The organism is Klebsiella sp. YJ (assembly GCF_002108615.1).
Classification (GTDB): Bacteria; Pseudomonadota; Gammaproteobacteria; order Enterobacterales; family Enterobacteriaceae; genus Klebsiella; species Klebsiella planticola.
In genome coordinates this window covers 221,753-242,450 of sequence record NZ_MTEG01000005.1, presented here as the reverse complement: position 1 = coordinate 242,450, position 20,698 = coordinate 221,753, and the positions used below count along the sequence as shown (strand labels likewise).

Annotated in this window: 18 protein-coding genes; 10 read left to right on the top strand and 8 right to left on the bottom strand. The window is 54.4% G+C overall.

Annotated elements, in window-relative coordinates; all coding sequences use genetic code 11:
- Positions 1-51: 51 nt before the first annotated feature.
- From fruA to fruB, 3 genes are read right to left on the bottom strand one after another with little or no spacing between them, the layout of a single operon-like run.
- On the bottom strand, positions 52-1,743 hold the full coding sequence (fruA, locus tag BV390_RS07010; RefSeq protein WP_085396752.1) for a PTS fructose transporter subunit IIBC: 1,692 nt from the start codon (positions 1,741-1,743) through the stop codon (positions 52-54).
- Positions 1,744-1,759: 16 nt separating this feature from the next.
- The gene (gene fruK, locus BV390_RS07005) at positions 1,760-2,698 is read right to left on the bottom strand and encodes a 1-phosphofructokinase (protein ID WP_004864796.1); all 939 of its coding nucleotides are present in this window, start codon (positions 2,696-2,698) and stop codon (positions 1,760-1,762) included.
- A complete protein-coding gene (gene fruB / locus BV390_RS07000; protein WP_015583837.1) occupies positions 2,699-3,829 on the bottom strand; it encodes a fused PTS fructose transporter subunit IIA/HPr protein in 1,131 nt (376 codons plus the stop codon). It lies immediately after the preceding gene.
- Positions 3,830-4,160: 331 nt separating this feature from the next.
- On the opposite strand from fruB, the gene setB reads away from it, so the two are divergent.
- On the top strand, positions 4,161-5,342 hold the full coding sequence (gene setB / locus BV390_RS06995; RefSeq protein ID WP_032686698.1) for a sugar efflux transporter SetB: 1,182 nt from the start codon (positions 4,161-4,163) through the stop codon (positions 5,340-5,342).
- Positions 5,343-6,652: 1,310 nt separating this feature from the next.
- Here setB and BV390_RS06990 read toward each other — a convergent pair.
- The 4 genes from BV390_RS06990 to BV390_RS06975 form a co-directional block, all read right to left on the bottom strand.
- Positions 6,653-7,078, bottom strand: a complete 426-nt coding sequence (locus BV390_RS06990) for a hypothetical protein (RefSeq protein ID WP_085396751.1) — start codon at positions 7,076-7,078, stop codon at positions 6,653-6,655.
- A complete protein-coding gene (locus tag BV390_RS06985) occupies positions 7,056-7,382 on the bottom strand; it encodes a polymorphic toxin type 44 domain-containing protein (RefSeq protein ID WP_072009504.1) in 327 nt (108 codons plus the stop codon). Before BV390_RS06985 ends, BV390_RS06990 begins: the two co-directional genes overlap by 23 nt.
- 83 nt (positions 7,383-7,465) lie before the next feature.
- The gene (locus BV390_RS06980; RefSeq protein WP_085396750.1) at positions 7,466-7,957 is read right to left on the bottom strand and encodes an Hcp family type VI secretion system effector; all 492 of its coding nucleotides are present in this window, start codon (positions 7,955-7,957) and stop codon (positions 7,466-7,468) included.
- Between the two features lie 205 nt (positions 7,958-8,162).
- Positions 8,163-8,417, bottom strand: coding sequence for a YkgJ family cysteine cluster protein (locus BV390_RS06975; RefSeq protein WP_049265534.1), 255 nt, complete (start codon positions 8,415-8,417; stop codon positions 8,163-8,165).
- A gap of 149 nt (positions 8,418-8,566) precedes the next feature.
- Between BV390_RS06975 and yeiP the strand changes: the two genes are divergently transcribed.
- Positions 8,567-9,139 (top strand): elongation factor P-like protein YeiP, encoded by a 573-nt coding sequence (yeiP, locus tag BV390_RS06970; protein WP_004864815.1) that lies wholly within the window; start codon positions 8,567-8,569, stop codon positions 9,137-9,139.
- Positions 9,140-9,259: 120 nt separating this feature from the next.
- Here the strand turns inward: yeiP and uxuA are convergent, their stop codons facing one another.
- Positions 9,260-10,450, bottom strand: coding sequence for a mannonate dehydratase (gene uxuA / locus BV390_RS06965; protein ID WP_032686695.1), 1,191 nt, complete (start codon positions 10,448-10,450; stop codon positions 9,260-9,262).
- 206 nt (positions 10,451-10,656) lie between these two features.
- Here uxuA and BV390_RS06960 point away from each other — a divergent pair, with 206 nt between their 5' ends.
- The 8 genes from BV390_RS06960 (at position 10,657) to BV390_RS06925 (ending at position 20,697) form a co-directional block, all read left to right on the top strand.
- Positions 10,657-12,123, top strand: coding sequence for a mannitol dehydrogenase family protein (locus BV390_RS06960; RefSeq protein WP_085396749.1), 1,467 nt, complete (start codon positions 10,657-10,659; stop codon positions 12,121-12,123).
- 121 nt (positions 12,124-12,244) lie between these two features.
- A complete protein-coding gene (locus tag BV390_RS06955) occupies positions 12,245-13,222 on the top strand; it encodes a CobW family GTP-binding protein (protein ID WP_047663322.1) in 978 nt (325 codons plus the stop codon).
- 42 nt (positions 13,223-13,264) lie between these two features.
- Positions 13,265-13,972 carry a phosphatase PAP2 family protein gene (locus BV390_RS06950; RefSeq protein ID WP_085396748.1) on the top strand — a complete coding sequence of 236 codons (708 nt, stop codon included), beginning with the start codon at positions 13,265-13,267 and terminating at the stop codon, positions 13,970-13,972.
- Between the two features lie 425 nt (positions 13,973-14,397).
- Positions 14,398-14,970, top strand: a complete 573-nt coding sequence (mepS, locus tag BV390_RS06945) for a bifunctional murein DD-endopeptidase/murein LD-carboxypeptidase (RefSeq protein WP_032686691.1) — start codon at positions 14,398-14,400, stop codon at positions 14,968-14,970.
- Positions 14,971-15,151: 181 nt separating this feature from the next.
- A complete protein-coding gene (locus BV390_RS06940) occupies positions 15,152-16,726 on the top strand; it encodes a cyclic di-GMP phosphodiesterase (RefSeq protein ID WP_085396747.1) in 1,575 nt (524 codons plus the stop codon).
- A 30-nt stretch (positions 16,727-16,756) separates the two neighbouring features.
- The gene (locus BV390_RS06935; RefSeq protein ID WP_085396746.1) at positions 16,757-18,568 is read left to right on the top strand and encodes an extracellular solute-binding protein; all 1,812 of its coding nucleotides are present in this window, start codon (positions 16,757-16,759) and stop codon (positions 18,566-18,568) included.
- 9 nt (positions 18,569-18,577) lie between these two features.
- Positions 18,578-19,672, top strand: coding sequence for a microcin C ABC transporter permease YejB (locus BV390_RS06930; protein ID WP_032686688.1), 1,095 nt, complete (start codon positions 18,578-18,580; stop codon positions 19,670-19,672).
- Positions 19,672-20,697 carry a microcin C ABC transporter permease gene (locus tag BV390_RS06925; RefSeq protein ID WP_032695449.1) on the top strand — a complete coding sequence of 342 codons (1,026 nt, stop codon included), beginning with the start codon at positions 19,672-19,674 and terminating at the stop codon, positions 20,695-20,697. The genes BV390_RS06930 and BV390_RS06925 overlap by 1 nt, the downstream gene beginning before the upstream one ends.
- The last annotated feature ends 1 nt before the right edge of the window (position 20,698 follow it).

Here is a 20,698-nt window from a genome sequence, read left to right as displayed (position 1 = left end):
CGAATATTCGGCCCTTTTGTTGCGTTAAGACGCTCTATTGCGGAGGATAATTCAGGCCGTTTTTTCTGCGATCTGTCCTTCCGGACGTTTCAGCACCGCGTAGGAGAGACCGGCCACCAGGGTACCGGCAACAATCGCCAGCAGATAACCCACCACCGGTGTAATCGCGCCAGGAATCAGCAGCACAAACAGACCGCCGTGCGGCGCCATCAGTTTCGCTCCGATAGCCATAGAGATAGCACCGGTCACCGCGCCACCTACGATACAGCATGGCAGGACGCGCATCGGGTCACGGGCAGCAAACGGAATCGCCCCTTCAGAGATAAAGCACAGACCCAGAACCAGCGCCGCTTTCCCCCCTTCCCGTTGGCCTTTATCAAACTTATGGCGGGCAACCAGCGTGGCGATACCCATTGCCAGCGGTGGCACCATACCGGCCGCCATAATCGCCGCCATCGGTGCGTAGGTTTGGGTACTCAGCAGACCGACGCCGAAGGCATAGGCTGCTTTGTTCACCGGGCCCCCCATGTCGGTACACATCATCGCGCCGAGAATTGCGCCCAACAGTACGGCGTTCGCCGTTCCCATCGTTTGCAGCCAGTGGGTCAGCCCTGCCAGAATACCGGCAACAGGTTTACCAATCAGATAGATCATGGCCAGGCCGACGATCAGGCTGGAGACCAGCGGAATGATCAGAATCGGTTTCAGCGCTTCCATGCTCGGCGGCAGCTTCAATTTGGTGCTGATCAGTTTAGCAACGTAACCGGCAAGGAAACCGGCGATAATCCCGCCGATAAAACCGGAACCGCCGCTGACGGCCAGCATCCCGCCGATAAGACCCGGCGTCAGGCCCGGACGGTCGGCAATGGAGAAGGCGATAAAGCCTGCCAGTACCGGAACCATCAACGCAAAGGCTGAACCACCGCCAATCTGCATCAGCGCCGCGGCCAGGGTATCTTTCACTTCAAAGGCTTTGATACCAAAGGCAAAGGAGAGCGCGATACACAGACCGCCGGCAACGACCATCGGCAGCATATAAGAGACGCCGGTCAACAGGTGACGATAGGCACCGCCGCCCTCTTTCTTCGCCGCATCAGCCTGCTGGCCGCTCTGACCGGATGGCTGGTACGGTTTCGCTTCAACCACGGCTTTATCCAGCTCCTGAGCGGTTTTCTTCAGCGCCAGACCGGTGGTAGTGCGATACATCGGTTTACCGGCAAATTTTGCCAGGTCGACTTCAATATCGGCAGCCACAATCACCAAATCCGCCTGCGCGACCTCTTCCGGCGTGATGGCGTTACCTGCTCCGACCGAGCCGCGAGTTTCCACCTTCACCCACCAGCCGCGTTTTTTGGCTTCGGTTTCAATGGCTTCTGCCGCCATAAAGGTATGAGCAACGCCGGTAGGACAAGCGGTGATCGCCACGATGCGTTTTGCACCACCGGTCGCGGCCGGCAGTGCCGCAGCTGCCGGAGCAGCGTACGGCGCGGCATGGCTTTTCGCTTCGCTCAGGAACAGCTCCGGATGCGCAACGGCGCGATTAATATCGCCGAGGAACACCTGTTTACCGCTCAGCGCGCTATCCGCCGGCAGAGCGGCGCCAAGAACGATCGCCAGTTCAGCGTCGTTCGGATTATCTGTCAGTTCAAGATGCGCTTTATGCGCTGCGGTACCCAGCAGGGTTTTCGCCATATAGGCGCGCGCCTGTCCAAGTCCGGCATCAATAATCAGCAGCGTTTTCATTATGCCTCTCCTGCTGTCAATTAAAGGGTTTTAAGTCGACACGCGCCATCATGGCGGCCAACTGGGTACGATCGGTAATACCTACATTGCTCTGGCTAACCGCCAGCGCGGCGACGGCAGTGGCCAGACGCAGCGTATGCTCGCTGGATTCACGCATCAGCAGGCCGTAGATCAGGCCGCCAACCATCGAATCCCCGGCACCGACGGTGCTGACCACTTCTACTGAAGGCGGTTTCGCAATCCATTCGCCCGAGGCGTTAACCCACAGCGCACCTTCTTCGCCCAGCGAGATAACCACGTGGGCAATTCCCTGCTCGCGCAGCGCATGCGCCGCATCAATCACGTCTTTCATTTCCGGCAGTTTGCGGCCCGCCCAAATCTCCAGCTCGCGCCGGTTTGGCTTCACCAGCCACGGAGCGGCTTTCAGACCGGCGACCAGCGCTTCACGGCTGCTGTCAAAGATAATGCACGGACACTGGCTACGCAGGCGAACCATCCAGTCAGTGAAGGCTTCCGGGCTAACGCCGGACGGCAGGCTGCCGCTGACGCACACCATGTCGAACTGGCCCAGCCAGCTCAGGGAGTCATTCACAAAGCGTTCCCAGTCGGCGGGGGTCACTTCAAAACCGGAGAAGTTAAAATCGGTCACTTCACCATCTTTTTCCGTCAGCTTGACGTTGATGCGCGTCCGCCCCTGCACCACCTGGAAGCGGTTGGCAATCCCCAGCTCGCTGAACAGCTGCTGAAAACCATCCTGGTTATCTTTCCCCAGGAAACCGCCAACGGTGACGTCAATGCCGAGATCTTTCAGCACCTTCGCCACGTTGATACCTTTCCCGGCGGCATGCAGACCGGTGGTCCGCACAAGGTTGACCTCCCCGCGTTCAATTTCCGGTGTGAAACCCACCAGGTCATACGCCGGGTTTAATGTAATCGTTGCTACACGTCTGCTCATTTATGCGCCCTCCCCAAGGCCTGCGGCGATCGCTTCGCCAATCGCATCCAGCGCTTGTTGCGCATCTTCACCCTGCGCGGTAAAGCGCAGACGGTGACCTTTCTTCACGCCCAGCGCCACGACTTTCATCAGGCTGCGGCCATTTGCCGGCTTGCCGGATCCGTCCAGGTTGGTGACGGTAATGTCGCTGGAAAATTGTTTAATGGTGTTCACCAGCATCGTGCCCGGACGGGCATGCAGCCCGTGCTCATTGCGCACCACATACTCGGCGCTCAGCACGTCGTCGGCGATAGCCTCGTCGCTGGTCAGCAGCGCCAGCAACGTCGCGCCATCAGACTTCAGCAGACGGTCAGCTTTTTTATCAATGAGCAGATTGCTCAGGCGATTCAGTACCGCGGTAGGCTGTTCATCTGCCATCGCGACGGTAATCAGCAGCGAGACCGGCTGCTCATCGGCGGTAAATGTACTGGCGGCACGGCTGACCGCAATCGCGCTGCGCAGGTTGCCTTCCGCGCTGTCGTTCAGCCAGATGCCCTGCCCAAGGTTCAGCGGCTTATCATTGATGGTGCGGCTGACGAAGGAGGCGTCAACGGCGCCAGCCTCTTTCAGACGTGCAGCGTTCAGCGCCTGTAAGGTCATCAGGTCGCTGGCAGCGATATCCAGGCTCAGCGTGTCATTATCCAGTTTCAGCGCTTCGCTCTGCTTTTCACCCATCAACAGGGCCCGCAGCTCTTCCGCCGTGGTTGCTGATTTAAGTTGTTCAGCGACTGAATCATCGCTCAGGACGTGGGTCAGCTGACGCAGAAGCCCCAGATGTTCATCCGAGCTGGCGGCGATGCCGATGGCCACGTACGCGGTCTGCCCTTCTCCCCAGGTCACGCCCTGCGGAAACTGATAGACCTGAACGCCGGTTTTCAGCACCTGGTCACGCGTGTCGGTAGTCCCGTGCGGGATGGCAATGCCGTTGCCAAGGAATGTGGAGGTTTGCTGCTCGCGAGCCAGCATCCCGTTAACGTAGCCTTCCGCCACGTTGCCCGCGCTAACCAGCGCGGCGGCAACCTGACGAATCGCCTCTTCTTTATTACCGGCCTGCTGGCCGGGATGAATATCCTGCACAGATAACTGGAACATGGTTCTCCTCTCCTGCTGTATTGAATCGTTTCAGCTATTTTGCGAAAAAAGGCGTCATCTTCCTGATGGAGAAACTCCCGATGACGCTGAAACGTTTCAATGAGTCTGTACCTTTCTTATCCACTGCGCAAGATCTGTTATCAACCTGATAACGGAAATTAGAGGTGCAGCACATTTTTGCTGAAGTCCGACGTTCGCATTCAGCCCGGCTTCAGCTTTTTGCTGAAACCACTAATTTGAAACTGCTTTTTAATTTTCCATACCATACTACTGTTCATTTTCTGAGTGACGGCGTAAACTCCGCTGCTCAGACAATTACAGATAGCCACCCATGCAAAACAGTAGCGCCGCCCTCCCCCGACGCGGGTTCGATTTAACCTCTTCTGCTTTCCTGATCGTTGCCTTCCTGACGGGCATTGCCGGCGCGTTGCAAACGCCGACCCTGAGCCTGTTTTTAACCAATGAAGTGCATGTGCGCCCGGCGATGGTCGGCTTCTTTTTTACCGGTAGCGCGGTGATCGGTATTCTGGTCAGTCAGTTTCTCGCCGGGCGCTCGGACCGCCAGGGCGATCGCAAGCAGCTGATTGTCTTTTGCTGCCTGCTTGGGGTTCTGGCCTGCCTGCTGTTCGCCTGGAACCGCAACTACTTTATTCTGCTCTTCGTCGGGGTCTTCCTCAGCAGCTTCGGCTCCACCGCCAACCCGCAGATGTTCGCCCTGGCGCGCGAGCATGCCGATAAAACCGGCCGCGAAGCGGTGATGTTCAGTTCCATTCTGCGTGCCCAGGTCTCGCTGGCGTGGGTGATCGGCCCGCCGCTGGCCTACGCGCTGGCAATGGGGTTCGGCTTTACCGTGATGTATCTCTGCGCCGCGGTCGCCTTTGTGGTCTGCGGGGCGATGGTGTGGTTCTTTCTGCCCAGTATGCGCAAAGAGAAGCTGGCGGCGGCAGGTCATCTGGAAGCGCCGCGCACTAACCGCCGCGATGCGCTGCTGCTGTTCAGCGTCTGTACATTAATGTGGGGCATCAACAGTCTGTACATCATTAACATGCCGCTCTATATCATTAATGAGCTGCATTTATCAGAGAAGCTGGCCGGGCTGATGATGGGGACCGCCGCCGGGCTGGAAATCCCGACGATGCTGATTGCCGGCTATTATGCCCGACGCTTTGGTAAGCGCTTTTTGATGCGCCTCGCTGCGGCGGCAGGAATACTGTTTTACGTGGGGATGCTGCTGGTGCATACGCCCGCTTTACTGCTGGCTCTGCAGGCGCTGAACGCGATATTCATCGGTATTCTGGCAGGTATTGGCATGCTCTATTTCCAGGATCTGATGCCCGGCCAGGCCGGCGCTGCCACCACGCTGTATACCAATACCACCCGCGTCGGCTGGATTATCGCCGGCTCGCTGGCGGGCGTGGTGGCAGAAATCTGGAGCTATCACGCTGTTTTCTGGATTGCCCTCGGCATGGGCGCGGTGTCATTGCTTTGCCTGTGGCGCATTAAAGACGTTTAAGACGCAGGCAGAGCCTGCGGAATAAGACAGGTCATGGCCGCCTGGCGATTGCCGTGATCTGTAGGCGTTCTTATATGCAGGATGACCGTTGCCAAAGAGTTTTCGTCCACAAAGACCGGAATATGATCTTGCCGTGAAATTGCTTACCTCATGATGTTATCAACTAAAAAACAACCAGTAATGGTTAGAAATAAAGTTCCAGCATTCTACCATCACTGACAGATAGAGGATGCCCCATACGAGTAAGACAAGCGCTGCGAAGCGTTTTTTAATGAAGCGAAGCATACCCAGCCATATTTAAAATAAACATACAGAGCAATATAACTTCTGCAAAATAAACATTCGCACAACCAAACCAAATTGAATTGTTATTGAATTGCTAATAACCAGCTCTTGTTTTTCGATTCTTTAAGCTCACCAGGTATTGATGTTTAATTTCATATTAAATATTAATTTTAGTTCTGACTCCCGGGGGCTTTGGGCATGGTTCCTTGTAATCAACCGATACCCGAATCGGGGCTTTATCATCCGTTATTGGCACCCCTTCAGCATTTAGAGGTGAAACCGCCGGGCCTCTCTGTCTTGCTCTTTCCCGCTGGCTCATTCATCCACAGCCTCTCCCGCTCACTTGTCCGGATGAATGGATGTTCCCCACGAGCTATCCTTGATACATGAATACATGAATACATGCAGTATGCAGAGAGACAGGTCAAGACTATCAGGATGATTACAGCAAGAAGATACAATATTAACCTCCCGTAAAGAAACAAACCGCTTAAAGCTGTTGAGGTAAAAAATGCCGCACAGTCAGGGAAAGGGACTGGCGGCAAACGGCACCTCAGGATTTTCTGATGTTTTTCTATGGAACGACCCTATATAACCATAATCATTGCAATGTTATGCATCCATTTCAAAATTAAATTACACAGACTGTATAAAAAGCATTTAAGCGTATTAGTTGTAATATTTTATCAGCATATTTAATGCTAAAAAACAGCACTATTGAAACGAATTTTTTAATTATTTAATTCAGTACCAGGCTGATAATCAGATGTTTTTGGGCAACCACCATGAATAACTCAACGCTCAGGGATAAAAGGTGCCTGGATATCCAGGGTCAAACGCACGACAAAGACTTATGGCGCTGTACTCAACTCTAAATGAATGAGATATGTCATAGCAGCGTCACGATCCGTTGAGCACATATCAGGTGAAGGCTGTAGGCTACCGCATACTTTTGGCCGTCGTTTCGACCTGAAGATGCGACATAGATTGAAAGAAAAGAGCCAGCACCAAAGCTGGCTATGCTATTAGAATGGCGATGAAGTGAGGTAAACAGGAACAGAGTAGATTGAGCCTCCCGCAAGATAAGTCGCAGGGCTATTAAAGGTATAAATGGTTCCTTTCACTGACAGATAAAGCGCATCGTTCTCGGCCTTCGTCAATGCGCCTTTGTCCGTCGTGTTCATGAAAGGCTCGTTACCGTCCTCCAGACTCGCCATAAACGCTTTATCATCTTTGGATGCATCATAGAGATAAAACCGATAGGAAAAACCAGAAGTTGCTCCTGTGCTCGCTTCGGTGATGTAGAGGTTAGCCAGATTGTTTATTTTCACCTTCTTGATTATCTCTTGCTCAAGCGGCGAGTAATGCAACACCTTATATACCCCAATGACGACAACCGCCAACAGGATTAAGAGTAGGTAGCCTTTCCTAAAAACCAGCGCGTTTTGCATAGTCAATCCCTGCTCTTATCCAATACTGGTCGTCAGGGTCATCGCCATAAGGCGTTGAGCCATACCAATCACCAAAAGCTGGATCGCTCGTTCCTGCTTGACTTTGCGCCCATCCTGCCCCCCGAAGTAATACCTCATCGGAAATCCCCGCAGCGTGACCTACAGCCCCATAATGAAAGTTACCAAAACTTTCGAACCCTTTCCCGCGCTGCTTGTAATCCCACGGACCATGCCTTCTTACTTGTTGGTAAAACCAGGAATAGGTGAGGGCTGACGGGCCACGGTGAAAACGAGCCATCATCATATTATTGACAATACTTACGCCGGGCGGGGCGAATGAGGATACATCAAATGGCGGGTGGGGTGATGCCGCTAATGTTGGGTATCTCACGCCTGAGCTCTCTCATTCCATGCGTCAGTAAACATGATGTTGCCATCGCAGTACTTCCAGGTAATTTTTTCATAGCGAAGCTCTACGCACTCAAGGTGGTTATGCTTCTCTTTGGTTGCATCTTTAGTATCGTGCATCACTGGTGAAACACCGACAATTTTCACACCTTCAAGCAGCATGTTGAGGTATTCCGCTTCCTGACCAGCATCATTGATGCGATACCATTTAAATTCCGCTGATTTAAGTGTCTGACCAGTGGCAACTGCTTTGTAAAGATACGGGCTGGAGCTATCAAACTCTTTTTGAATGAGTACGGCTGAATGCTTGCGGGTTCCTGTGATTTTTCCCGTCATTGCATCAGTTGGGATACTCAAGTTATGTGAGAATCCGGTGATCTCAATGCTGCCATCGCGGTCTTGAACGTCTACAGACCCCATAATGTCTGCGCCGCCGTCATCTTTAAGCCATAGATAAGCTGGAATAGCCATTGTCTCTTTTCCTCGTGTTGTTATAGAAATCCACAAGGAAACTGTACCTAATCAGGGACTGTACAGTAAACGATCAAATGCAATAAAATCATCAAATTAAGCGTGGCTAAAAGTTTAATTAAGTTCTGTTTCATAGACTGGTTCCATAGTTCACCAGACACTTCGCTTCTCTTAATGTAATGGAATTATTTACGGCAACAGTTTTTTAAGCTGAAGTTTGCTTTTCGAGGTGTATCAGGAAAGCCATTGCCTCTTCACGACTGGTGCAGCACATATCAGATGAAGGCTGTAGGCTACCGCATACTTTAGGACGTAAAGCCGATCCAAAGATATTGCATAAGTTATCTTCCGATAGCTGCACGCACCTGACATTCGCAGGCTTGCCGTCAGGCATTCCGGGGATTGGGCTTGAGATAGAAGGAGCGATACAGCAGGCACCGCAATCGATACGACATTCCATAAATGACTCTCTTGATGTTGCGGTTCACGGCCCAGCCTAAACGTTTTGTCCGGAGATAGCAAAACTCGCGAATTCCGCTTGCCTGAAAGCCCCGGCACGAGTAGTTTTACGCGATATTTTTTGAACCGTTAAGTGACAGGATTACTGCAATGCCAAGAGCGAATGAAATTAAAAAAGGTATGGTGCTGAATTACAACGGCAAGCTGCTGATTGTAAAAAATATTGATATTCAGTCGCCGAGCGCCCGTGGCGCAGCAACGCTGTACAAAATGCGTTTCTCTGATGTACGTACCGGCCTGAAAGTGGAAGAGCGCTTTAAAGGCGACGATATCGTTGATACCGTTACCCTGACCCGCCGTTTCGTTGACTTCTCCTATGTTGACGGCAACGAGTATGTGTTTATGGATAAAGAAGATTACACGCCATACACCTTCACCAAAGAGCAGATTGAAGAAGAGCTGCTGTTCATTCCGGAAGGCGGCATGCCTGACATGCAGGTTCTGACCTGGGATGGCCAGCTGCTGGCGCTGGAGCTGCCGCAGACCGTGGATCTGGAAATCGTGGAAACCGCACCGGGCATTAAAGGCGCCTCGGCAAGCTCGCGCACCAAACCGGCGACCCTGAGCACCGGCCTGGTGATTCAGGTTCCGGAATACCTGACCACCGGCGAGAAAATTCGTATCCATATCGAAGAAAGCCGCTATATGGGTCGCGCGGACTAAGATCGCGTCATGTCGGATAAGGGTGGAAACGCCCTGTCCAGACCCCCCGTCGCATCGGCCGGGCAGTAAGACCAAAAAGGACAGCCAGAGGCTGTCCTTTGTATTTTTCCGCGGCCAGAATTACAGCAGTTCCGGATACTTCGTCATCTTCAGCGCCAGCTCAACGCCGCGTACTTCCGCCATCCCCTTCAGGCGACCAATCGCCGAATAGCCCGGGTTGGTTTTCTTACGCAGATCGTCCAGCATCTGATGGCCATGGTCCGGACGGAACGGAATCGGACGCAGATCGCCCGCATGCTTGCGGCGCAGCTCTTCGCTCAGAATCGCATCCACCACCGCCACCATATTAACGTCACCGGTTAAATGCGCCGCTTCGTGGAACGTTTTTGGGTTCTCTTCACGGCAGGTCGAACGCAGATGGGTAAAGTGGATCCTGTCGCCGAAGGTTTCGACCATTTTCACCAGATCGTTATCGGCACGCACGCCGTAAGAACCGGTGCACATCGTAAAGCCGTTGTTGATGCTGTCCACGGTCTCTTTCAGCCACTGCATATCTTCGATGGTCGAAACGATACGCGGCAGGCCAAGGATCGGGCGCGGCGGATCGTCCGGGTGAACGGCCAGCCGCACGCCCACCTCTTCACAAACCGGCACGATAGCGCGCAGGAAGACGGCCATATTTTCACGCAGCTGCGCTTTATCAATATGATCGTATTCCGCCAGGCGTGCGCGGAACTGTTCGAGGGTATAGCCCTCTTCCGCTCCCGGCAGGCCGGCAATAATATTGCGGGTCAGCTTTTCAATATCCGCTGCGCTCATCGCCGCAAAACGAGCCTGCGCCTGGCGCTGCTCCTCTTCACTGTAATCTGCCTCGGCGCCAGGGCGCTTCAGGATATGTAACTCAAAAGCGGCAAACGCGATTTGGTCAAAACGCAATGCTTTCGAACCGTCCGGCAGTTGGTACTCAAGGTCAGTGCGCGTCCAGTCGAGAATTGGCATGAAGTTATAGCACACGGTATCAATCCCGCAGGCCGCCAGGTTGCGAATGCTCTGCTGGTAGTTGGCTATCCAGGTCGCACACTGCCCGCTTTGGGTTTTGATCTCTTCGTGTACCGGGATACTTTCCACGACCGACCACGTCAGCCCTTTTTCCGCCAGCAGCGCCTGACGCTGTTTAATTTCGTCAACCGGCCAGACTTGACCATTAGGAATATGGTGCAGCGCAGTGACCACACCCGTCGCGCCAGCCTGCCGTACATCATCAAGCGACACCGGATCGTTCGGTCCATACCAACGCCAGGTTTGTTCCATCGCTATGCCCTCTCAAAGTTGTTATACCAATAACGCAAACACCAATGATGACTACCATACAGGCTTCTCGACAGGGATCAATTTATCCCGCTAAATTGATTGATCCAGCTCACACTAAGCGTATAAATACGGCTCACCAATTTAATTTGTTGTCATATAACTTTACACTGGCATTGTTAATCATTGGTTAATCAGGTGTGTAAAGAATGACAACTATTGCTACCGCTACGCTGCCAGAAGGCGTTCAGCTTCCTCAGTACGATCGCAGCCAGCTGCGCTCGCGCATTGTGCACTTCGGCTTCGGGGCGTTTCATCGCGCTCATCAGGCCCTGCTTACCGATCGGGTGCTGAACGCCAGCGGCGGAGACTGGGGGATCTGCGAAATTAGCCTGTTCAGCGGCGACCGACTGATGAGCCAGCTCCGTCAGCAGGACCACCTGTTCACCGTGCTGGAAAAAGGCGCGCACGGCAACCAGCCGATTGTCGTGGGCGCCGTTCATGAATGTCTGAATGCAAAGCTGGACTCTCTGCCCGCGATCATTGAAAAATTCTGCGAACCGCAGGTGGCCATTGTCTCACTCACCATTACGGAGAAAGGCTACTGCATCGATCCCGCCAGCGGCACGCTGGACCTGACGCAGCCGCGCATTATTCACGATCTGGAACATCCCGCGCTGCCGCAGTCGGTGCCGGGGATACTGGTTGAAGCCCTTTCTCGCCGCCGCGAACGCGGCCTGCCGCCGTTTACGGTACTCTCCTGCGATAATATTCCTGATAACGGTCACGTGGTGAAAAATGCGGTTCTGGGCATGGCGGAAAAGCGCGCCCCCGAACTGGCGCAGTGGATTGCTGAACACGTCAGTTTTCCCGGCACCATGGTTGACCGTATCGTGCCTGCCGCTACCGAGGAATCGCTGGCTGAAATCAGCGCCACGCTCGGCGTAGAAGACCCTTGCGCCATCAGCTGTGAGCCATTTATTCAATGGGTCATTGAGGATAACTTCGTGGCGGGCCGCCCGGCGTGGGAAATCGCCGGCGCCCAGATGACCGATAATGTGCAGCCGTGGGAACAGATGAAGCTGCGGATGCTCAACGGCAGCCACTCCTTTCTTGCCTGGCTCGGCTACCTTGCCGGCAATGCGCATATCAGTGACTGCATGCAGGACGAGGTGCTGCGCAGCGCCGCTCGCCGGTTGATGCTTGACGAACAAGCCCCGACTCTTGCTATCGAAGGCGTCAATCTGACGCACTATGCCGACAGCCTGATCGCACGCTTTAGTAATCCAGCGCTTAAACATCGCACCTGGCAGATAGCGATGGACGGTAGTCAGAAGCTTCCGCAACGTATGCTTGACGGTATTCGCGTTCACCTGCAGCGCGGTAGCCGCTGGCCGTTGCTGGCGCTCGGGGTGGCAGGCTGGATGCGCTACGTCAGCGGTATAGATGATGCCGGTCAGGCTATTGATGTTCGCGACCCGCTGAGCGAGAAGATTCAGGCTCTGGTTGCCGGCAGCCGCGACGAGGAACGCGTCAGCGCCCTGCTCTCACTGGAAGAAATCTTTGGTCGCGATCTGCCGCGCAATACGCTGTTTGTGGATCACATCACCGCCGCCTGGCGTCAGCTTTCTGCCGTCGGTGCCCGCCAGGCCATCGCCAACGTGCCCGGGATTTAACAATTGCTGCTTTTTAGCGGACAGAATTCTTTTCTGTCCGCCGTAGCCCTTCTCTTTTCCCCTTTTTTTCGTCAGGATAGTCCCAACTGTTACAACATTACATTTGTATCCTGGAGAAAATGTGACCAAAACCAACTTGATCACGGGGTTTCTCGGCAGCGGTAAAACGACCTCGATTCTTCATCTGCTGGCCCACAAGCCTGCAGATGAAAAATGGGCCGTGCTGGTTAATGAGTTTGGCGAAGTGGGTATCGATGGCGCTTTGCTCGCCGATAGCGGCGCGCTACTCAAAGAAATTCCCGGCGGCTGTATGTGCTGCGTCAACGGCCTGCCGATGCAGGTTGGGTTGAATACCCTGCTGCGCCAGGGGAAACCGGATCGTCTGCTGATTGAGCCTACCGGGCTCGGCCATCCCAAACAAATTCTCGATATTCTGACCGCCGCCGTCTACGAGCCGTGGATCGATCTTCGCGCCACCCTGTGCGTGCTCGATCCCCGCCAGCTGCTGGACAGTAAAGTGATGGCGAACGCCAACTTCCGCGATCAGCTGGCGGCGGCCGATGTCATTATCAGCAATAAAACGGACCGGATGACGGCAGAAAGCGAACGGGCCTTTGACGCCTGGTGGCAGGAGCACGCGGGCGAGCGTCTGCATATTGGCGCCACCCACGGCAATATCGACCCGCAGCTGCTGGATTTACCGCGCCTGAATCTCACACCGCTGCCGGAAAGTGCCGAACATGCGCACAGCCACGGGCAGAAAAAAGGTCTGGCCGCGCTCAGCCTGCCGGCCCACCAGCGCTGGCGCCGGAGCCTCAACAGCGGTCAGGGTTATCAGGCCTGCGGCTGGATTTTTGATGCCGATACAACCTTTGATACGATTGGCCTGCTTGAGTGGGCTCGTCTGGCGCCGGTTGCCCGCGTCAAGGGCGTGATGCGTATTGCGGAAGGTCTGGTACGCATCAACCGTCAGGGACTTGATCTGCATATCGAAACCCAAAACGTTGCGCCGCCGGACAGCCGTATTGAACTGATTACCGAATCCGAGGCCGACTGGAATGCGTTACAAGCCTCTTTGTTGAAACTTCGTTTAAGTTAAGGCGGGTATGTTTCCCGCCGTCTTACACAACTCGCAACTGTTATGATTAAAAACCGAACTCCCCTGATCCTGCTGCTTAACGCCGCGGGCTTTGCCCTCTTTTTTTCGTGGTATTTGCCCGCTAATCATGGTTTCTGGTTACCGCTGGATTCCGCCATTTTCCACTTCTTTAACCAGGGTGTGGGAAAGAGTCAGGCCTATGCCTGGCTGCTGGCTATCATCAATAACCGGGCTTTTGACGCCTGCTCTTTGCTGGCGATGGGCGGCCTGATGCTGAGCTTCTGGTTGAAGGAGCAAAGCGCCGGTCGCCGGCGGATCGTCATTATCGGTCTGGTCATGCTGCTGTTCGCGGTAGTCATTAACCAGCTGGCGCAGCATCTGATGCCGGTTAAACGCGCCAGCCCCTCGCTCACGTTCAGCGAGATTGTAAAAGTAAGCGATGTGGTCGCCTTCCCGACCAAAGATGCGTCGAAAGACAGTTTTCCCGGCGATCACGGCATGATGCTGCTGATTTTCGCCACCTTCATGTGGCGCTATTTTGGCCGTCGGGCATTGGCTATTGCTTTGACTATTTTTGTCGTTTTCGCTTTTCCGCGGGTCATGATCGGCGCCCACTGGTTTACCGATATTGCCGTTGGTTCATTGACCGCCGTCCTCATTGGCATCCCCTGGGTGCTGATGACACCATTAAGCGACACATTGATCGCCTGGTTTAACCGTTCGCTTCCGGGCGGAGTGGGTAAAAATTAATCTCTTCCTTACATATTATTAACTATATCCATAAGGGATCGTTCTCGGTCCCTTTTTTATTTGTCCATCTTTTTATCGCCCGCGTCATCTTCCTGTCACATTAATCATCTTACAAATGAAGGAATTGCATATTTTTTACCCACGACTGCCGCTATTTTGTGCTTTCCCGATGATTCACTTTTAGATGCACAAATTCTTATAAGAAATCGCGCGAAACCGCTCGCCATCCCACGTTTGATAGGGTAATCTCAATCTCGTTTTGCCTTTCCAGTAACGTCAATCCGGCTCAAAAATAAATTTGTGCGGTATCCCACAAATTTAGGTTTAAGGAATTGTCTCATTGCTGGCAGGTATTTAGGCTCTAACACGTTTGGCATTTTTTATAACGACATTGTCGTTAAGGACAACAAGGGAAAACAAACAGCATGGTCAAATCTCAGCCGATTTTGAGATATATGTTGCGGGTAGTGCCCGCGATAGCAGTGGCAGTTTTGCTCTCTGCCTGTAGTTCGACAAGTAGTACCGCAAAGAATATGCATTCTGAGACGCATGCTGTGGGTAGTGGCGATTTATCATCACTGCAAGCCTCTCAGGATGAATTTGAAAAGATGGTCAGCAATCTGGACGTTAAGTCCCGTTTGATGGACCAGTATGCCAGCTGGAAAGGCGTGCGTTACCGCCTCGGCGGCAGCACCCGGAAAGGCATTGATTGCTCTGCCTTCGTGCAGCGTACTTTCCGTGAACAATTTGGTCTGGAACTGCCCCGCTCCACTTCTGAGCAGCAGGATTCCGGCAAGTCCATTTCACGCTCTCAACTGCGTACCGGCGATTTAGTTCTGTTCCGGGCGGGCTCCACCGGTCGCCACGTCGGTATCTATATCGGCAACGATCAGTTCGTCCATGCTTCCACCAGCAGTGGTGTGACCATCTCCAGCATGAACGAGCCGTACTGGAAGAAGCGCTATAATGAAGCGCGACGAGTTCTGAGCCGCTCGTAATCCTTTCTGTCGTGAGTTATCCCTTGGCTGACCTCAGAACAAAAAACACTGCTGCGGCGGTGTTTTTTTTTGCCTGTTTACCTGTGAATGCCGCAATATAAGCTATCCCTTTAAGTGGCGATAGAGAAAACGTTTTCTACCCATTGGCGCAACTCATTAACATGGACCGACTATAGAGCCTATGCTTACCCGTTACCTGTCACCCCGGCGTAATATCTGGCTGACCAGCATACTCATCGGAGTGATCGTCGCCCTGCTGGCCGGTAGCATTCAGGTTATGGTGATTTACCATAGCCGGTCTGAACGTTTTGACAGTATCATCGACAACGTCAACGTCTACCTGACTGAATACTTTAGCCAGCTCGAGAAGACGATGGTCGGCCTGCAGCCGCTGGTCAATCAAAAATGTGAAAATATTGTGTCAGACCTGACCGCACGGGCAGCCTTTAGCCCAAACGTGCGCGCGTTTTTGCTGGTAAAAGAGGGCGTCGCCTTTTGCTCCTCCGCCACTGGCTCCATGAATACTCCGCTGGTGCAGCTCATCCCCCATCTCGATACCCGTAAAGCGGTCGACATGCGGCTCCTGCCGGGGACACCGATGATGCCTGATAATGCCGCCCTGGCGATGTGGGTACGCAATCCGCACGACGATAACGATGGCATTTTCGTCTCAATCAATACCAACCTGACACCCTATATTCTTTATTCCGCCCGCCAGAACGATTTCAGCAGCATCGCGCTGGTTGTCAACGATACCGCCCTCTCCACCCTGACCAACCGCCTTATTGACCCGCAGAATCTGCGCGCAGAGCCGATTCGTCAGGTACAAATCAGAGGGCTGCCGCTGAAAGTCTATCTCTATGCCAACAGCTGGCTATCGGAAAATACGCTATTCTCGCTGCTGCTCGGCGTCGTGTGCGGTCTGCTGGCTGGCCTGGTGAGTTACTACGTGCTGACGTTGAAATCCGATCCGCGTAAAGCCATTCTGCTGGGGATAAAAAATAATCAGTTCTATGTTGTCTATCAGCCGGTAGTCAAAGCCGATACCCTGCGCATCAGCGGTATTGAAGTACTGATGCGCTGGCGCCATCCGGTAGCCGGGGAGATTCCGCCTGATGTGTTTATTAACCTGGCGGAAATGCAGCAAGTGATTGTGCCGCTCACTCATCATTTATTAGCACTGATCGCCCGCGACGCACCGGCCCTGCAAAAAATTCTGCCCGCTGGTAGCAAGCTGGGGCTGAATATCTCACCGGCCCATCTGCACGCCGACGAATTTCAGGATGACCTGCAGCAGTTCGCTGCATCCATGCCAGCCAACCACTTCAATGTGGTTCTCGAAATTACCGAACGTGCGATGATCGATAAAAACAGGTCGTTGGCCATCTTTGACTGGCTGCATGAGCAGGGGTTTGAGATTGCGATTGACGATTTTGGTACCGGACATAGTGCGCTTATCTACCTTGAGCGTTATAAATTTGACTATCTGAAAATCGATCGCGGCTTCGTGCAGGCCATCGGAACCGAGACCGTCACCTCCCCGGTGCTGGATGCGGTACTGACGCTAAGCCGCCGCCTGCAGCTCATGACCGTTGCAGAAGGAGTAGAAACACCGGAGCAAGCGGAGTGGTTACGCAAACATGGCGTAAACTTCCTGCAGGGCTATTGGCTGAGCCGCCCGCTGCCGCTGGAAGCGCTGATCGCGGCACATGATGAACCGGCTAACTATTTTTCCGCCGGTAATGGCTCTTTATGATGTCTGCCCACAGAGGATATTAATCTGGCTATGTTTGCGCGTGTCTGCCTGATATTACTGACCCTGTTCAGCCTGAATAGTCAGGCGCAAACCATAACCATAAAAGAGGGCAGCACTTTTGCCATCATTGGCGAACCGAAATACGCCGTCGGCTTTGACCATTTTGATTATGCCAATCCCAGTGCCCCGAAAGGGGGAACAATAGTCAACGCCAGCATTGGCACCTTCGATAACTTCAACCGCTATGCGCTGCGCGGCAACCCGGGAGTACGTACCGACGCTCTGTACGACACGCTGTTCACCACCTCCGATGATGAACCGGGCAGCTATTATCCGCTCATTGCCGCACACACGCGCTACGCCGATGATTTCTCGTGGATGGAGATAACCCTCAATCCGCACGCCCGTTTTCATGATGGCAGCCCGATTACCGCCGGCGATGTCGCCTTCACGTTCCACAAATTTATGACCGAAGGGGTACCGCAGTTCCGCTTGTTCTACAAGGGGACCCGCGTCGAGGCCATTGCGCCGCGCACCGTGCGCATTACGCTGGCGCAGCCTGGCAAGGAGAACATGCTGAGTCTGCTCTCCCTGCCGGTGATGCCTGAGGCATTCTGGCGCAACCATAAGCTCAGCGACCCGCTTTCCACCCCGCCGCTGGCCAGCGGCCCCTATCGAATTACCGACTGGCGGATGGGTCAGTACATCATCTACTCGCGGGTGAAGGACTACTGGGCGGCCGATCTGCCGGTGAACCGCGGGCGCTGGAATTTCGACACGCTGCGCTACGACTACTACCTTGACGATAATGTCGCCTTTGAAGCCTTTAAGGCCGGCGCCGTCGACCGACGCGCAGAGACGATGGCCAAAAACTGGTCGACCCGCTATGTCGGACGCAATTTTACCCACGGCTATATTGTCAAAGATGAGTACCCGAACACCTCGGCGCAGGATACCCAATGGCTGGCGTTTAATATCCAGCGCCCGGTGTTTAACGACCGCCAGGTCCGGGAAGCCATCACCCTCGCCTTTGATTTCGAGTGGATGAACAAGGCGCTGTTTTATGGCGCCTACAGCCGGGCCAGCAGCTACTTTCAGAATACCGAATATGCGGCGCGTCACGCGCCCGATGCCGAAGAGCTCGCCCTGCTGACGCCAATGAAGGCCGATCTGCCGCCGGAGGTTTTCACCTCCGTCTATCAGCCGCCGCGATCCCGCGGCGATGGGTTCGATCGCACAAATTTGCTGCAGGCGGATGCGTTGCTTAAGCAGGCGGGCTGGGTGCTGAAAAACCAACGCCGAATCAACGCCGTCACCGGCAAGCCGCTGCGCTTTGAACTGCTGCTGCCTTCCGGGGGCAACGATCGCTGGGTGCTGCCGTTCCAGCATAATCTCCAGCGCCTCGGTATTACGATGGATATTCGCCAGGTCGATAATTCACAGTACAGTAACCGCCGACGCAGTCGTGACTACGATATGATGCCCATCGTCTGGCGCGCGACGCCCTGGCCCGGAACCGACCTGCAAATCTCCTGGGATTCGTCATATATTCACTCCAGCTACAATGCGCCCGGGGTTCAGAGTCCGGTGGTGGACAAACTGATTGCGCAGATCATCCGCTGGCAGGGGAATAAGCAAAAGCTCCTGCCCCTGGGGCGCGCGCTGGACCGGGTGCTGACCTGGAACTATTACATGCTGCCGATGTGGTATATGGCGCAGGACAGGACGGCGTACTGGGATAAATTCTCCTTCCCGCAGACCCGTCCCGTCTACTCATCCGGGTTCGATACCTGGTGGTATGACGTGAACAAAGCGGCAAAACTACCCGCGGACAAACGGTAAGGAATAACGATGGGCGCATACCTGATCCGCCGGCTGTTGCTGATAATCCCCACGCTGTGGGCGATCATTACGATCAACTTTTTCATTGTCCAGATAGCCCCGGGCGGCCCGGTCGATCAGGCCATCGCCGCCATTGAGTTCGGCAACCGTGGCGGCTTACCGGGCGCCGGAGAAAGCGGTATGGCTGCCAGCCATGCCCGGACCGGCGTCGGCAACATCAGCGAAGGCCATTATCGCGGCGGGCGCGGTCTCGATCCGGAAGTGATTGCCGAAATCACCCACCGCTACGGCTTTGATAAACCGCTCCACGAACGCTACCTGAAAATGCTCGGCGACTATCTGCGCTTCGATTTTGGCGACAGCCTGTTTCGCAGCGCGTCGGTCTTGCAGCTGATCAAAAACAGCATGCCGGTCTCCATCACCCTGGGGCTGTGGAGCACGCTGATTATCTATCTGGTCTCGATTCCGCTCGGCATCCGCAAAGCCGTCCATAACGGCAGCCAGTTTGATATCTGGAGCAGTACGCTGATCATTATTGGCTACGCCATCCCGGCCTTTCTGTTCGCCATTATTCTGATCGTGCTCTTCGCGGGGGGCAGCTATCTGGACCTGTTTCCGCTGCGCGGGCTGGTGTCAGCTAATTTCGATAGCCTGACGTGGTATCAGAAGGTTCTCGACTATCTCTGGCACATTACGCTGCCGGTGCTGGCGACGGTCATCGGCGGCTTTGCGGCGCTCACCATGCTGACCAAGAACAGCTTTCTTGACGAGATCCGCAAGCAGTATGTCGTGACCGCACGCGCCAAAGGGGTGGGCGAAAAGCATATTTTATGGGGCCATGTTTTTCGCAATGCCATGCTGCTGGTGATCGCCGGTTTCCCGGCGATGTTTATCAGTATGTTTTTCACCGGTTCCTTGCTGATTGAAGTGATGTTTTCCCTCAACGGCCTGGGACTGCTGGGCTATGAGGCGACCGTTTCCCGTGATTACCCGGTGATGTTCGGCACGCTGTATATTTTTACCCTGATCGGCCTGCTGCTGAATATTGTCAGCGATATCTGCTACACGCTAGTCGATCCGCGTATTGATTTTGAGGGCCGCTGATGTCTTTTCTGAGTCCCGTTAATCAGGCCCGCTGGGCGCGTTTTCGTCACAACCGCCGCGGCTATCTGTCGCTGTGGCTGTTTATGATTCTTTTCGTGTTCAGCCTGTGCGCCGAACTGATTGCCAACGACCGCCCGCTGCTGGTGCAGTATCGCGGCAGCCTGTACGTTCCGGCATTGAAAAATTATAGCGAGACGACCTTTGGCGGCCCGTTTGCTACCGCCGCCGACTACCAGGATCCGTGGCTGCAAAAGCAGCTGGATGATAACGGCTGGATACTGTGGGCGCCGATCCGATTTGGCGCCACCACCATCGACTTCGCCACCCAAACGCCCTTCCCTTCTCCCCCCTCGACGAGAAACTGGCTGGGTACCGATGCCAACGGCGGCGACGTGCTGGCCCGTATTTTATACGGCACGCGAATATCGATTCTGTTCGGCCTGCTGCTGACCTTTTTCTCCAGCGTGCTGGGGGTACTGGCGGGTGCCATTCAGGGGTACTACGGCGGCAAGATTGACCTGTGGGGTCAGCGATTTATTGAGGTGTGGTCAGGCATGCCAACCCTGTTCCTGATTATTTTACTCTCCAGTGTCGTCCAGCCGGGCTTCTGGTGGCTGCTGGCCATTACGGTACTGTTCGGCTGGATGGCGCTGGTCGGCGTCGTGCGGGCGGAATTCCTGCGCACCCGTAACTATGACTATATTCGCGCGGCGCAGGCGCTGGGGGTCAGCGATCGGCATATTATCCTGCGCCATATGCTGCCCAACGCCATGGTCGCCACTCTGACCTTCCTGCCGTTTATTCTGTGCAGCTCCATCACTACCCTGACTTCCCTCGATTTTCTCGGCTTCGGCCTGCCGCTCGGTTCGCCATCGCTTGGCGAACTGCTGCTGCAGGGGAAAAACAATCTGCAGGCGCCGTGGCTGGGCATCGCCGCCTTTCTGTCGGTCGCGGTGCTGTTATCGTTGTTAATTTTCATTGGTGAAGCCGTCCGCGACGCCTTCGACCCCGGTAAGGCGGTATAAC

What these genes read in the sequence shown, in the direction of transcription:
- fruA (WP_085396752.1), bottom strand. Translation starts at nt 1,743, where the DNA reads ATGAAAACGCTGCTGATTATTGATGCCGGACTTGGACAGGCGCGCGCC.
- fruK (WP_004864796.1), bottom strand. Translation starts at nt 2,698, where the DNA reads ATGAGCAGACGTGTAGCAACGATTACATTAAACCCGGCGTATGACCTG.
- fruB (WP_015583837.1), bottom strand. Translation starts at nt 3,829, where the DNA reads ATGTTCCAGTTATCTGTGCAGGATATTCATCCCGGCCAGCAGGCCGGT.
- setB (WP_032686698.1), top strand. Translation starts at nt 4,161, where the DNA reads ATGCAAAACAGTAGCGCCGCCCTCCCCCGACGCGGGTTCGATTTAACC.
- BV390_RS06990 (WP_085396751.1), bottom strand. Translation starts at nt 7,078, where the DNA reads ATGCAAAACGCGCTGGTTTTTAGGAAAGGCTACCTACTCTTAATCCTG.
- BV390_RS06985 (WP_072009504.1), bottom strand. Translation starts at nt 7,382, where the DNA reads ATGATGATGGCTCGTTTTCACCGTGGCCCGTCAGCCCTCACCTATTCC.
- BV390_RS06980 (WP_085396750.1), bottom strand. Translation starts at nt 7,957, where the DNA reads ATGGCTATTCCAGCTTATCTATGGCTTAAAGATGACGGCGGCGCAGAC.
- BV390_RS06975 (WP_049265534.1), bottom strand. Translation starts at nt 8,417, where the DNA reads ATGGAATGTCGTATCGATTGCGGTGCCTGCTGTATCGCTCCTTCTATC.
- yeiP (WP_004864815.1), top strand. Translation starts at nt 8,567, where the DNA reads ATGCCAAGAGCGAATGAAATTAAAAAAGGTATGGTGCTGAATTACAAC.
- uxuA (WP_032686695.1), bottom strand. Translation starts at nt 10,450, where the DNA reads ATGGAACAAACCTGGCGTTGGTATGGACCGAACGATCCGGTGTCGCTT.
- BV390_RS06960 (WP_085396749.1), top strand. Translation starts at nt 10,657, where the DNA reads ATGACAACTATTGCTACCGCTACGCTGCCAGAAGGCGTTCAGCTTCCT.
- BV390_RS06950 (WP_085396748.1), top strand. Translation starts at nt 13,265, where the DNA reads ATGATTAAAAACCGAACTCCCCTGATCCTGCTGCTTAACGCCGCGGGC.
- mepS (WP_032686691.1), top strand. Translation starts at nt 14,398, where the DNA reads ATGGTCAAATCTCAGCCGATTTTGAGATATATGTTGCGGGTAGTGCCC.
- BV390_RS06940 (WP_085396747.1), top strand. Translation starts at nt 15,152, where the DNA reads ATGCTTACCCGTTACCTGTCACCCCGGCGTAATATCTGGCTGACCAGC.
- BV390_RS06935 (WP_085396746.1), top strand. Translation starts at nt 16,757, where the DNA reads ATGTTTGCGCGTGTCTGCCTGATATTACTGACCCTGTTCAGCCTGAAT.
- BV390_RS06930 (WP_032686688.1), top strand. Translation starts at nt 18,578, where the DNA reads ATGGGCGCATACCTGATCCGCCGGCTGTTGCTGATAATCCCCACGCTG.
- BV390_RS06925 (WP_032695449.1), top strand. Translation starts at nt 19,672, where the DNA reads ATGTCTTTTCTGAGTCCCGTTAATCAGGCCCGCTGGGCGCGTTTTCGT.